Genomic DNA, 13,238 nt, shown 5'->3' on the forward strand with positions numbered 1-13,238 from the left:
GCGGGCGTCCGTCCGGGCGTCCGTCTGGGCATCTATCTGGGTGTCGGTCTGGGCTTTCTGTGCCCGGCCGTGTCGTCCTTGGCAGGTGCTGCGGTCACGCCACCGGGGAAGGTGCACAGGCACGATCCCGATGCCCTGTGGCACATTGTCGGCGAGGGCTGCGCAAAATCCGGCAGTCCCTGTGCGGTCTACGATCCGGCACGGGGGTTTCGCCCTTCTGCACAGCGTGGAAGGGCGCGGCCAGTATCTTCTGATCCCGACGGTCCGGCGTGCCGGAATGGAGAGTGCCGCGCTTCTCCTGCCGGAAACGCCGAATTATTTCGCTCTGGCCTGGGCCTATCGCGCGCGTGTCGGCCACGATTACGGTCGTTTCATCGATCCGCGCATGCTCTCGCTCGCCATCAATTCGGTCGGCGGGCGCTCGCAGAACCAGCTTCATATCCATCTCGATTGTCTCGATCCGGCGATTCGCGACGCGCTCGATCGCGCCGCGGACCGGATCGGACCGCGCTGGCGCGTTCTGACAGAGACATTGCACGGGCATCGTTACCGCGCCATGTATCTCGCCACGCTGAACGGATCGCCCTTCCGGATCCTTGCCGCCGATATGGCACATCCAGAGAGCGAGATGGGCGCACACACGCTGGTTCTCGCGCCGCTCGGCGCGGGATACGTGCTTCTGGACGATGTCGCGAAAGACGGAGACCGTGCGTCGGGAGAAGAGTTGCAGGATCACACCTGCCGCGTTCTGACCGACGCGCCCTGATCAGCGCGCCCTGACCGATCTGTCCTGACCGATCTGCCCCGGCCGATCTGCCCCGGCCGATCCGCCCTGACCGGCATGTCTGTCGCTCATCCCGCTCCGGACCGACGACCGCCGCGGGTTGCCCGTCAGCGCGTGCGTTGCGGCCAGGCCAGAGCGAGATAGAGAACGCCGCTGACTCCGAGACCGACGAACCATGAGATCTGGTTCAGCGCAGACAGGGCAGGGAACACGCTGCCGCTGATCGCGCAGAGTCCGCCCAGGACGAAGCTGATCAGGGCAGGAACGCCCCAGCCCCGTTTTCCCTCGTAGCGTCCGTCATGACGATAGAGCTCGGAAACGGCGAGTTTCTCCCGGCGGAGCACGAAGTAATCGGCAAGCATGATGCCCGTCACCGGTCCGAGCAATCCGCTGACGATATCCAGTATGTGGAAGATGCTCCCGGCTTCGCTGAACCAGAGCCAGGGCATGAAGGCGACGCCGAGAATGAGCACCAGATAGCTCGATCTGTGAAAATTCAGCGTGCGCGGCAGCACGTTGATGAGATCGTAGCAGGCGGGCATGATATTCGCCACGACATTGACCGAGAGCGTGGCGAGCACGATGACCGCGCCGCCCGCAACGGTCACGACCGGATGACCCAGAGCCAGAAGCAGATCGACCGGGTTCCAGATGGGATGGCCGAAGAGGAGCACGGTCGCTGAAGTCGTGATGATGGCCATGGGCGTGAAGATGAGGGCCGTAAGGGGAAGGCCGATGGCCTGGCCGATGGCCTGATCGCGCTGCGAGCGGACGAATCGCGAAAGATCCGGAATATTGACGGCGAAGGTTGCCCACATGCCGATCATGCCGGTCACCCCGCCGGCGAAGGCCGTGACGAAGGCCCAGCCATGGAGGGTGGAAGGTGTGGAAAAGAGCGGGCCCAGCCCGTGTCCGACCTTGAGCGCCCATCCCGTTGCGCAGGCGCCGACGATTATGACAAGAGGACCCGCCACGAGCTCGAAATTGCCGATACGCTCGATACCGTGATTCATCACCCAGCCATGAAGAAGCCAGACGAGCGCGAGCGCTCCCCAGCGATGGAGGCTCATGCCCAGAACCGGCGTGGAGAAGGCGTTCCATCCGGGCCATACCGTACCGAGAATGGCGTCGATGGCCTGGGTCGCGGCATAGGCCTGCACCGAAAACCAGAAAATCGCGCAGAATCCGCGCAGGAGCACGGGCACCTGGGCGCCGCGCGTCCCGAACGAGGCGCGGATGAGAACGCAGAACGGAATGCCGTAGCGCGTTCCGGCCCGGGCGTTGAACCACATCGTCACGAACAGGATGGCATAGGCCACGGCGACGATCTCGAGACATTCCATGGCCGAGAAGCCGAGGGCCATGAGACCGGCGGCGGCTTCGTAGACGACGATGTTATGAACCATCCCCATCCAGATCGTCGCCATGTTGATCCAGCCCCATTGGCGCTGGTCCGGGGGAATGGGGGCGAGATCCTCGTTATAGAGGCTGGGATCGAAAGTCTCGTTCATGGCGATCGGCAGCCTGACACGGGACGAAGGCGAGGGGAACCCCACACATTTCCGATACGGAACAATCCGGTCCTGTCACGCCGGAAGGTCGTTCCGGCGTCGCGATCAGGCTGCGTTGCCGGAATCCGCCGGCAGGGCTGCGGATGAGGCCGCCGCTTTCATTGCCGTCTCCGCCGCCGTCTCTGCGCCGACCCGGCCGCCGCCTTCGCCAACGTCGATCCTGTCGGCCGGCCCCGAGCGGGCGACTCCGGTTCGCACGGTCTCGCCGGGCGCCCGTCGGCAGGTGGCAGGTGCCCGTCGGCAGATCTCAGTCCAGGCTGCGCAGGATCGTCCCGATGGTTTCGAAAATCCTGTCGATCTCGGCTTTCTCGATGATCAGGGGAGGAGAAACCGCGATGATGTCGCCGGTGTAGCGCAGAAGCACACCTGCGTGGAACGCGCGCTCGAACACCTCATAGGCCCGGGTGGTGCTGGCCGCGCGCGGCGCCAGCTCGATCCCTGCCACGAGTCCCTCATTGCGTATGTCGATCACATGGGGCGCATCCCGGAGGGAATGGGCGGCCTCTTCGAAATAGGGAGAGAGTGCAGCCGCCCGTTCGAACAGATGCTCCTCGGCATAGGTGTCGAGCGTTGCGATGGCGGCGGCGCAGGCAACGGGATGGGCGGTGTAGGTGTAGCCATGAGGCAGATCGATCGCCTCGCGCGGCCCCTGCATGAACGCGTCGAAGACCTCATCCGACACGATATTGGCGCCCATGGGAATCGTGCCGTTGGTTACTCCCTTCGCGATTGTCATGATGTCGGGCACGACGCCGTATTTCTCCGAGGCGAACGAGGCACCGAGACGGCCGAACCCGGTAATGACCTCATCGAAGATAAGGAGAATGCCGTGGCGGGTGCAGATCTCGCGCAGACGCTTGAGATAGCCTTTCGGCGCGGGGAGAACGCCGGTCGAACCGGCCATGGGCTCGACGATGACGGCGGCAATCGTCGAGGCGTCATGCAGCGCGACGATACGCTCCAGCGCATCCGCCAGTTCGGCGCCGTGTTCGGGGAGCCCGCGCGAGAAGGCGTTGCGTCGGAGATCGAGGGTATGCGGCAGGTGATCGACGCCATTGAGCATCGATCCGTACAATTTGCGATTGCCGGAAATCCCGCCGACCGAGATCCCGCCGAAGCCCACGCCGTGATAACCGCGTTCACGTCCGATCAGGCGGGTACGTGCCCCCTCGCCACGGAGCCGATGATAGGCGAGCGCGATCTTGAGTGCCGTATCGCCCGCCTCGGAGCCGGAATTGCAGAAGAAGACGTGATTGAGTGGGTTCGGGGCGAGACGTGCGATCCGGTCGGCGGCTTCGAAGGCGAGGGGGTGACCCATCTGGAAGGCCGGGGCGAAATCCAGGGTCGCAACCGTCTTCTGAACTGCCTCGACGATTCTGGGGCGCGCATGACCCGCATTGACGCACCAGAGCCCGGCGCAGCCATCGAGAACCTCATTTCCCTTGTCGTCCCGGTAATACATGCCCTTGGCGGAGACGAGCATGCGCGGCGCATCGCGAAACTGGCGATTGGCCGTGAAGGGGAGCCAGAGCGCGTCGTGATTGCTGTCGGGGGTCGGATGGCTCATTTTCGGTCTCGCACTCCGGTTGAGGATTGAAGCGGGACCGTGGCATGGTCCAGCGTCCCTGAAAAGTCAGAAGACCTTGTGCAAGCTTTACCCGGAGCGAAGATATGATGGCGAATCCCAGGCTCGCGATACTGGCCCTCGCCGCAGGGGCTTTCGCCATAGGCACGACCGAATTCGCACCGATGGGGCTTCTGCCCGTCATCGCCAGAGACCTGCACGTCTCCGTCCCCCGGGCCGGAGGGCTCGTCAGCGCCTATGCGTTCGGCGTGATGCTCGGCGCTCCGTTCATGACATTGCTGCTCGGCGCCGTATCCCGCAAGCGCGCGCTCGTCTTTCTGATGTGTCTCTATGTCGTGGGAAATCTGGGGGCGGGATTCAGCGGGACCTATGTCTGGCTGATGGTCTGGCGCGTCGTGACCAGTCTTTCGCATGGGGCATTCTTCGGTCTCGGTGCCGTCGAGGCCTCCAGCCTCGTTCCTGCGGAACGCCGTGCTTCGGCGGTTGCCTCGATGTTCATGGGGCTGACTATTGCCAATATCTTCGGCGTTCCTGCGGCGACATGGCTCGGCACCGCTTCGGGGTGGCGGGTCGCCTTTCTGGTAACGGCCTCTCTGGGCGTTGTTGCGGCACTCGCGCTTTCCCTTGCCCTGCCTGCCAGGGGGCGCGGGGCGCGACCCGATATCCTCGGTGAGTTGCGCGTCCTGATCGGTGCCGACGTGCTGCTCGCCCTTGCCGTGACGACGCTTGGGGCCGGGATCATGTTCGTGCTCTACACCTATATAGCCCCGTTTCTTCACAGCATCACGGGCGCGAGTAACGCCCTTGTGACCGTTGTGCTGATGACGATCGGCGTCGGCTTCAGTCTCGGCGCGGCTCTGGGGGGCAGACTGGCCGATCGGTCCACACGTTTTGCGCTCCTTTGCGTCTTTCCCGTGCTCGGGGCGATCATGCTGATCTATCCCGCTCTCGCCACGACGTCCTTCGGAGCGGTTGGCGGCATCCTGCTCTGGAGCACGGCGTCGTTCGCTCTCATGCCAGCGCTTCAGATGCGCACCATGCAGGCAGCGTCCCGCGCACCCGCTCTCGCGTCTTCCGTCAATATCGGCGCGTTCAATCTCGGAAACGCGCTCGGGGCGTGGATCGGCGGTCTCGTCCTTGCCGGAGGTCTGGGCTACGGCGCTGTCTCGATGAGCGGGACAGTCCTCGCGCTCATCGGTTTCCTCATCGTGCTGTTCACCCGTTCTCCTGTCGCGTCAGCCGATTAGCGTCACCGACCGGAGAGACGGCTTTCTTCCTGTACTGGATGTCATGGAGAAAGCGGGGTTCCTGTTCCAACCGGGCGAGGCCGGGCTGCTTCAGAACGAGAGCCAGGATCGTCTCGGCCGCATCGTCGAAATCCTGCTGATCCAGCTCCGTCTTGTCGAGCAGGGCGACCACCTGGACGCGCATGTCCGCATACCACTGGGTCATCGCCCAGAGGCAGAACAGGAAATGAACCGGATCGGTCCGGGGCAGTTCGTCGCGCGCCATCCAGTAACGCAGCGCGGTGACGATCGGACGGATTTCTTCCCTGAGCACGCTGGTGAGATACTGGGAGATGTATTTGCCCCCGCTGATGATCTCATGCGCGACGAGCCGCGACGCCTCGGCATTGTTGCGGGAAAAATCGAGCTTGGCGCGGATATAGCCCCGCAGCGCGTCGGGAGCGCTTGCGGTCATGGTCAGCCATGTTTCGGCCTCCCCGAGCCATGCATGCATCGTCCGGCGCAGAACCTCCTGGTACAGGATTTCCTTTGTGGAAAAATAATAATGCACATTCGCTTTGGGTATGCCTGCGCAGCGCGCAATCCCGGCGATACTCGCACCGGAAAATCCGTGCGCCGAAAATATTTTCTGCGCCGCTTCGATAATCGACACGACGGCTATTTCGCGAGGCACACCCAAATCGGTCTCCCGGGTCTGTTGTTCTTGCCAAATACGCCCTAATCCACCCCGCTTTATCAGGCAAGAGCGCAAAAATTAATAGGGAATTAACAGAAGGGGCAAGAAATCGTCTCCTGACTGCGTTATCCTGCCGGAGCGGAGGCCATGTTGCGCACTGGACGTTCCCCGCGCCATCTGTTTCATTTCACCATCATGACGATGGCGCCGGAACGAGGCGGTCGAGATCAGGGAGTACGAATCAGGGTGAGTTCGATCGGTCCTTCACATTGCTGCGAGGGGAAAATATTCCGGATACGGTCGCTTCCGTCAGGCCGGGTACGCCCGGACCGCACGAACAAATGGCGCCTGACGCCGATGCTGGTGCCGACGCTTCTGGCGCTTCTGGCGCTGCTGGGCGGAAGCGGATCGGCTCCCGGCTTTTCCGGCACGGCGATGGCCCAGCCGGTCAATGTCGGCGATGCCGTGACGGCGGCCTATGCCTATCACGATAGCGGTCTCTATGAGCGGGACATGCGCGCGGTCATGGCCCGGGCATCCGGCTGGGTAAGGGCACAGGCTGGGAAATACCCGAACCCTGCCGTCATTCTCGATATCGACGAGACCGCTTTGAGCAACTGGCCCGAGCTCAAGGCCAATCGCTTCGCCTATTTCCGCTCGGGGCGCTGCGACGGGCTTCCGGAAGGCCCCTGCGGTGCAGAGGCCTGGGAGCGGGCCGCCAAAGCGGAAGCCATCGCACCGACGCTCGATTTCTACAGAATGGCCCGTCGTCTCGGCGTCGCGGTGTTTTTCATCACGGGGCGATATGAGAACGAGCGCGCCGATACGATCCGCAATCTCGCCAGAGCGGGTTATGCCGGATGGTCCGGCCTCGTTCTGCGTCCGGACGGCAGCCGCACGGCCTCCGCGGCCGATTACAAGGCGGCGGCACGTGCGCGGATCGAGGCGAGAGGTTTCCACATTCTGGCCACGATCGGCGATCAGCCCTCCGACCTCGCCGGGGGACACGCCGAGCGGGGCTTTCTTCTTCCCAATCCATTCTATCGGGTACCGTGATCATGAAGACTGAAGCTCTGGAAGCGCTCGCATGTCGGGTGCGCGACGATCTGGACCATATCGCCTATGCATCGGGGGAATGGGTCGTTCCGCCCCGGCAGGAAGAGGGGAAAACGGTTCTGGACGTCGCCGTGATCGGTGGCGGCCAGGGAGGACTTGCGACCTGCTTCGCCCTGCAAAGGATCGGCGTGCATAATGTCGCCGTGTTCGAACGCGCGGAAAAAGGCAAGGCAGGGCCCTGGACCACCTTCGCGCGCATGATCACCCTGCGTACGCCCAAACACGTCACGGGACCGGATCTCGGTATTCCCTCCCTCACGCCGCGCGCATGGTACGAGGCGCGATACGGCTCCGCGGCGTGGGAGGCGCTCGACAAGATCGACCGCCACGACTGGCAGGCCTATCTCGACTGGTATTCCGAAACCCTCGCCCTGCCCGTGATCCATGACAGGACGCTCGAGGGAATCGAATGGAGGGACAATCTCCTCCATCTCACCTTCCGCGATGCCGCAGGCGCCGTCCATGAGGCGATCGCCCGACGGCTCGTGCTTGCCACCGGAATCGAAGGCAGCGGAGCGTGGCACGTCCCTGCGTTCATACACGAGCGGATTCTCGCCCATCTCTACGCTCACACCCATCAGCCGATCGATTTCGAGGCGCTCAGGGGCAAGCGGGTCGGTGTTCTGGGCGGGGGCGCATCGGCTTTCGACAATGCAGCGACGGCGCTCGAAGCAGGGGCGGCTTCGGTCAGTGTCTGCATCCGGCGCAAGACCCTGCCGCGCATCAACCCCTATCGCTGGATGGAAAATGCCGGGTTTCTGGGGCATTTCCCCGAGCTTCCGGATCTGACGCGCTGGCGGTTCATGCGTCGTATCTTCGATCTCAACCAGCCGCCGCCGCAGGATACATTCTGGCGGTGCAGCCGTCATGATGGGTTCAGTTTCCACGGGGATACGCCCTGGAACGATGCACGATGCGAGGATGACACCGTCATTGTCGAGACACCTCATGGCCCCATGACGTTCGACTACGTCATTCTCGGTACGGGTTTCGTCGTCGATTTCACCCAACGTCCGGAAACAGCGCCATTTGCGGATAATATTGCCCTGTGGGGCGACAGGTTCCAGGCACCCGCAGGGGAAGAAAGCGTCGTGCTCGACTCCTATCCCTATCTCGGGAAGCGTAGCGAGTTCCTGCCTCGCGATCCGTCGCGTTCCGATGCGCCGATGCTGGCCGCGATCCACAATTTCACCTTCGCGGCCACGCCGAGCATGGGTCTTTCGGGCGCATCGATCAGCGGTATGCGCTTCGGCGTCGATCGGCTTGCCCGTTCGATCGCCTGCGCCCTGTTCGTCGAGGATGGCGAGGCGCATCTCGAAAGCCTGTTGTCCTACGACACGGAGGAGCTGACGAGCCTCGGGCGCGAGCGGGATATCCTGCGATGAATGACGAAACCGCTCTGATCATCCGCGCATCGGCGCTCGATCTGACCGTACCGGAGGCCTATCGCGACCCCGTTCTGAGGAATCTCGCCTTGCTCGAGCATTACGCGGCCATTCTCGAGGCGGTGGATCTGCCCGAGCGGCTCGAGCCAGCCTTCGAGTATCGGCCATGACCCTGTCCCATCCGGGAGATCCGGTCAGAAACGGCATGCGATCGGCTGTCTCGATCGTGGAATCCTCCCTCGCACGTATCGGGAGAGAGGATGGCGCGCTCTGCGCCGTCACGCGTCTGCTGTCCGAGCGGGCATTGCGTCAGGCGCGCGAGATCGATCGCGCCGTCCTGCAAGGGGGCGATCCGGGCCCTCTGGCCGGAATGCCGTTCGGGGTCAAGGATCTCTTCGATCTCGAGGGGATGGTCACCACGGCCGGTTCGCGGATCCTCGCAAATGCGAGTCCTGCCCGCAGGGATGCCGTCCTCGTCTCCCGGCTCGTTTCTGCCGGAGCCATTCCGGTCGCGACGACCAACATGGACGAGTTCGCTTACGGATTTGCGACGGACAACGCGCATTTCGGCCTGACGCGAAACCCGCATGACCACGATCATCTCGCAGGAGGCTCTTCCGGCGGGTCGGCAGCAGGTGTGGCCGCGGGATATTTTCCCTTCGCGCTGGGGTCCGACACCAATGGCTCGATACGGGTCCCTGCGTCGCTCTGCGGGGTATGGGGTCTGAGGGCGACACAGAACCGGCTTCCTCTCGATGGGGCCTATCCCTTCGTGGCCAGTCTGGACACGGTCGGCCCGTTCTGTGCCCGTGCCTCCGATCTGCGGACGCTTTTCGAGGTTCTCTCCGCAGAGAGCCTCGCCCGGGTCGATCCCGCCACGCTGAGGCTTGCCCGCCTCGGAGGGTGGTTCGCAGAGAACATGACCGGAGAGATGGAGAGGGCACTCGGCCATTTCTGCGAGGTTCTGGGCATTGGGCAGACGATCACGGTGGCCGATGTGGCCGCGGCGCGGGCCGCTGCCTTCCTGATCAGCGCCTCTGAGGGAGGTGCCCTGCATCTGGATCGTCTGAGGCATGACGCAAGTCAGTACGATCCCGCGGTACGCGACCGTCTTCTGGCCGGGGCACTCGTGCCGGCTCCGACCGTGTTTCGCGCCCACAAGATGCGTCGTGCTTTCCGCACGGCCATGCATGCGGCTTTCGAGAATGCGGATATCCTGGTCGCTCCGGCGGTCATGGGGCCGGCACCGCGCTACGATACGCCAACGGTGACGATCGGCGGCGAGACGGTCTCGGCCCGTGCCAATCTCGGCCATTACACGCAGCCGCTGACCCTGGCCGGTTTCCCGGTTCTTGCCCTTCCTCTGGCGGAGAGCCTGGCCGGAGAGGGACTTCCCCTCGGTCTTCAGCTCGTGGCGCGACCCGGTCGGGAGGATCAGCTCATCGCTCTCGCCGAAAGACTCGAGGCCGACGGACTGGCGCGCGCGCGCCTGAGGGAGGATTGATGCTCTTCAGTGCCCGTTCCTGCCGTGGCATGGTTACCGCACCGCATCATCTGGCGGCTCAGGCGGGTCGCGACATTCTCAGGGCCGGTGGCAATGCGGTCGAGGCGGCGGTTGCCACGGCGGCGACGCTTTCGGTGGTATATCCCCATATGACCGGGCTGGGAGGAGACGGTTTCTGGCTCATACGCCGTCCTGACGGCGCGGTCTGCGCGATCGACGCATGCGGACGGCTTGCCCGATCCGCGACCCCTGCCTTGTATGCCGGTCTCGACGCAGTGCCATGGCGCGGCGGTCTCGCTGCCAATACGGTCGCCGGAACCGTTGCGGGATGGAATCGCGCGCTCGCCTATGCGGGCGGCCAGATGTCTCTTGCGACCCTGCTCCAGGATGCGATCGGTCACGCCGAGCAGGGGATGGTCGTGACCGAAAGCATGGCGGGCCTCATGGCCGCGCATCTCGACACGCTCAGCCATATGCCGAATTTTCCCGCACTTTTCCTGCCGGACGGGGAGATGAAGATCGCCGGAGCGGTTCATCGCAATCCGGCTCTCGCCCGTACCCTGCGGCGTCTGGCCGATGCCGGGCTGGGCGATTTCTATCATGGCAAGCTCGCCGATACGATCGCCGCGGAACTCGAATCATGCGGCTCTCCCGTCCGGCTGGACGACCTCAATCATCATGAGGCCATTCTCTCCGAGCCTCTCGCAGCATCTCTGCATCACGGCCGTTTCTTCAACGTCCATCCGCCGACCCAGGGCGCCGCATCGCTCCTTATTCTCGCGCTGGCCGAGCGGCTCGGCGTGCAGGGTGCCGATACGGTCGAGGACATTCATCGCTGGGTCGAGGCGACCAAGGCAGCCTTTCTGTGGCGCGATCGCACGATTGCCGATCCGGCGATCATGACGGCATCGCCTCAGGGGCTCCTGAGCGATCCGGCAGCCCTCGACGAGCTCGCGGGCGGCATTGCGCTCGATCGTGCCATGACCTGGCCGCATCCGGTCCAGCATGGCGATACGACCTGGTTCGGGGTCATGGATTCCGAAGGCTGGGCGGTGAGCATGATCCAGAGCCTCTATTTCGAGTTCGGCTCCGGTGTCGTCCTCCCCGAAACGGGCATCGTCTGGCAGAATCGCGGAGCGAGTTTCGACCTCAGGCAGGGAATGCTGCGCAGCCTCGTCCCGGGCAGAAAGCCGTTTCACACCCTCAATCCGGCCATGGCGGCTCTGAATGACGAGTCGCTTCTGGTCTACGGGACCATGGGAGGAGAGGGGCAGCCCCAGACCCAGGCGGCGATCGTCGCCCGCAACGTGATCGCGGGGCTGAGCCTTCAGGAGACGATCACGGCGCCGCGCTGGCTGCTGGGGCGAACCTGGGGCGAGACCTCGACCACGCTCAAGCTCGAAACGCGTTTCGATCCGTCGATCGTGGACGGATTGCGGGCTTTGGGTCATGAGGTCGAGACACTGACGCCGTTTGCAACGGCCATGGGTCATGCCGGTGCGATACGCCGCTACCGGGACGGAACGATGGAAGGCGCGACCGATCCGCGCAGTGATGGCGGTGTGGCGGCATTATGAGGGCAGCGTTACAGGAATGAGCGTGATGACACAGGATTACCCCCGCGATCTCCACGGTTACGGCGCGACACCGCCGGAAGCGGCCTGGCCGGGTTCGGCCCGGATCGCGGTGCAGTTCGTGATCAACTACGAGGAGGGTGCCGAGAATTCCATTCTGCATGGCGATGCGGGGTCGGAGGCGTTTCTCTCGGAAATGGTCGGAACGCGTCCCGTCATCGGCGCACGATGCATGCAGATGGAGAGCCTGTACGAATACGGGGCGCGGGCCGGTTTCTGGCGGCTGCACCGGCTCTTTACGGAGCGCGGCCTGCCGCTCACGGTATTCGGTGTCGCAACCGCGCTGGCGCGTCATCCGGAGGTCGTTGCGGCCATGAAGGCAGCCGGCTGGGAGATCGCATCGCATGGTCTGCGGTGGATCGATTATCAGGACATTCCCGAGGCCGTCGAGCGTGCGCATATCGAGGAGGCGATCCGACTGCACCGATCCGTGGTCGGCGAGGCGCCGCTGGGCTGGTACCAGGGGCGCACGAGCCCCAATACGGCGCGCATCGTCTCTGAGGCAGGGTGCTTCGTTTACGATGCCGATTCCTATGCCGACGATCTGCCCTATTACGACCGGAGATACGGACGGCCGCAGCTCATCGTGCCCTATACGCTCGACGTCAACGACATGAAGCTCGTCGCGCTGAACGGCTTCACCGAAGGCGAGCAGTTCTTCCGGTATCTGCGCGATACGTTCGACATGCTCTATCAGGAGGGCGGACGCATGATGTCGATCGGGCTGCATTGCCGTCTGGCCGGACGACCGGCGAGGGCGCTGGCGCTCCGCAGGTTTCTGGATCACATAGGCGCTCACGACAAGGTCTGGGTTGCAACGCGTCTCGATATCGCGCGCCACTGGCTGGAGACCCATCCGGCATGATCGGCGCCGAGACCGAAGACGCTTTCGTCGCACGATTCGGCGATATCTACGAGCACAGCCCCTGGATTGTCCGAGCGGCCTGGCCGGACGCTCCGTTCGTCAGCGTAGGGGCCATGATCGAGGCGACCGCGCGCATCGTGCGGGCAGCGGGGCCGGAAAGGCAATACGCGCTCGTCAGGGCGCATCCCGAGCTTGCACGCCGGTTCGGTGTCGATTTGTCGCTCGGTGCCCTTTCCGCCGCCGAGCAGGAGGGCGCCGGTCTGGACCGTCTTTCACAGGCCGAGTTCGAGGAGTTCCGCAGCCTGAACGATGCATATCGGGCGCGTTTCGACATGCCGTTCGTCATCTGCGTGCGTCGTGCTACGAAAACCCTCATCAGGGACGAGATCAGACGCCGACTGGCGCAGGCGCCAGCGCAGGAGCTGAGCGAGGCCCTCTCGCAAATCGACGAGATCGCCCGGTTGCGTCTCGCGGACAAGGTGACGATATGACGACGCTTTCAACGCATGTTCTGGATACGACCGGCGGATATCCTGCCTCGGATATGGAGGTGACACTCCTCCATGACGATCGGGTCCTTTTTTCCGGCCGGACGGATGGGGACGGGCGTTGCCCGGAGCTGGGGGCGCTCAGCCTCGATGCGGGCGTCTATCGCCTGTGTTTCGGTGTTGCGCCCTATTTTCGCGATCGCGGACTGGATCAGGGCGTGCCGCCCTTTCTCGATATCGTATCCGTCGATTTCGGCATGACCGGAACCGGGCATTATCATGTCCCGCTTCTGGTCTCGCCTTTCGGCTATTCGACCTATCGCGGAAGCTGAGCGGCCCGGAACCGGGAATGACCCGATCAGGACTATCCCCGGGGGCAGGAC

Annotated in this window: 13 protein-coding genes; 10 read left to right on the forward strand and 3 right to left on the reverse strand. The window is 63.8% G+C overall.

Translation table 11 applies throughout. From position 1 onward, the window contains the following. The first annotated feature begins 181 nt into the window (after positions 1-181). Positions 182-766, forward strand: coding sequence for a CDP-diacylglycerol diphosphatase (locus tag SSA02_RS03550; RefSeq protein WP_186807652.1), 585 nt, complete (start codon positions 182-184; stop codon positions 764-766). A gap of 125 nt (positions 767-891) precedes the next feature. Here the strand turns inward: SSA02_RS03550 and SSA02_RS03555 are convergent, their stop codons facing one another. Beyond that, a complete protein-coding gene (locus tag SSA02_RS03555; RefSeq protein ID WP_147092499.1) occupies positions 892-2,295 on the reverse strand; it encodes an NCS1 family nucleobase:cation symporter-1 in 1,404 nt (467 codons plus the stop codon). Between the two features lie 307 nt (positions 2,296-2,602). Beyond that, positions 2,603-3,922 (reverse strand): aspartate aminotransferase family protein, encoded by a 1,320-nt coding sequence (locus SSA02_RS03560; RefSeq protein WP_147092500.1) that lies wholly within the window; start codon positions 3,920-3,922, stop codon positions 2,603-2,605. A gap of 104 nt (positions 3,923-4,026) precedes the next feature. On the opposite strand from SSA02_RS03560, the gene SSA02_RS03565 reads away from it, so the two are divergent. After that, positions 4,027-5,187 carry an MFS transporter gene (locus SSA02_RS03565; RefSeq protein WP_222591052.1) on the forward strand — a complete coding sequence of 387 codons (1,161 nt, stop codon included), beginning with the start codon at positions 4,027-4,029 and terminating at the stop codon, positions 5,185-5,187. On the opposite strand, the gene SSA02_RS03570 is transcribed toward SSA02_RS03565, so the two are convergent. Next, positions 5,156-5,839: a TetR/AcrR family transcriptional regulator gene (locus SSA02_RS03570; protein ID WP_186807653.1), complete on the reverse strand. Its 684-nt coding sequence runs from the start codon at positions 5,837-5,839 to the stop codon at positions 5,156-5,158. The two genes, SSA02_RS03565 and SSA02_RS03570, sit on opposite strands and share 32 nt — an antisense overlap. A 381-nt stretch (positions 5,840-6,220) precedes the next feature. On the opposite strand from SSA02_RS03570, the gene SSA02_RS03575 reads away from it, so the two are divergent. Genes SSA02_RS03575 through uraH form a run of 8 tightly spaced genes read left to right on the forward strand, consistent with a single transcriptional unit; the run spans position 6,221 to position 13,187 of the window. Continuing rightward, complete coding sequence (locus SSA02_RS03575) at positions 6,221-6,919, forward strand: HAD family acid phosphatase (protein ID WP_246103586.1); 699 nt, start codon at positions 6,221-6,223, stop codon at positions 6,917-6,919. 2 nt (positions 6,920-6,921) lie between these two features. Further along, positions 6,922-8,364: an NAD(P)-binding domain-containing protein gene (locus tag SSA02_RS03580; protein ID WP_147092502.1), complete on the forward strand. Its 1,443-nt coding sequence runs from the start codon at positions 6,922-6,924 to the stop codon at positions 8,362-8,364. Beyond that, positions 8,361-8,534, forward strand: coding sequence for a DUF4089 domain-containing protein (locus SSA02_RS03585; protein WP_147092503.1), 174 nt, complete (start codon positions 8,361-8,363; stop codon positions 8,532-8,534). The genes SSA02_RS03580 and SSA02_RS03585 overlap by 4 nt, the downstream gene beginning before the upstream one ends. Then, positions 8,531-9,868, forward strand: a complete 1,338-nt coding sequence (locus SSA02_RS03590) for an AtzE family amidohydrolase (RefSeq protein ID WP_147092504.1) — start codon at positions 8,531-8,533, stop codon at positions 9,866-9,868. Before SSA02_RS03585 ends, SSA02_RS03590 begins: the two co-directional genes overlap by 4 nt. Then, positions 9,868-11,445 carry a gamma-glutamyltransferase family protein gene (locus SSA02_RS03595; RefSeq protein WP_147092505.1) on the forward strand — a complete coding sequence of 526 codons (1,578 nt, stop codon included), beginning with the start codon at positions 9,868-9,870 and terminating at the stop codon, positions 11,443-11,445. The genes SSA02_RS03590 and SSA02_RS03595 overlap by 1 nt, the downstream gene beginning before the upstream one ends. Before the next feature lie 25 nt (positions 11,446-11,470). Further along, the gene (puuE, locus tag SSA02_RS03600; protein WP_147092506.1) at positions 11,471-12,367 is read left to right on the forward strand and encodes an allantoinase PuuE; all 897 of its coding nucleotides are present in this window, start codon (positions 11,471-11,473) and stop codon (positions 12,365-12,367) included. After that, positions 12,364-12,858: a 2-oxo-4-hydroxy-4-carboxy-5-ureidoimidazoline decarboxylase gene (gene uraD / locus SSA02_RS03605; protein ID WP_147092507.1), complete on the forward strand. Its 495-nt coding sequence runs from the start codon at positions 12,364-12,366 to the stop codon at positions 12,856-12,858. The genes puuE and uraD overlap by 4 nt, the downstream gene beginning before the upstream one ends. Beyond that, positions 12,855-13,187, forward strand: coding sequence for a hydroxyisourate hydrolase (gene uraH / locus SSA02_RS03610; protein ID WP_147092508.1), 333 nt, complete (start codon positions 12,855-12,857; stop codon positions 13,185-13,187). The genes uraD and uraH overlap by 4 nt, the downstream gene beginning before the upstream one ends. Positions 13,188-13,238 lie beyond the last annotated feature (51 nt).

It is taken from the genome of Swaminathania salitolerans, from assembly GCF_007988945.1.
Lineage (GTDB): Bacteria > Pseudomonadota > Alphaproteobacteria > Acetobacterales > Acetobacteraceae > Swaminathania > Swaminathania salitolerans.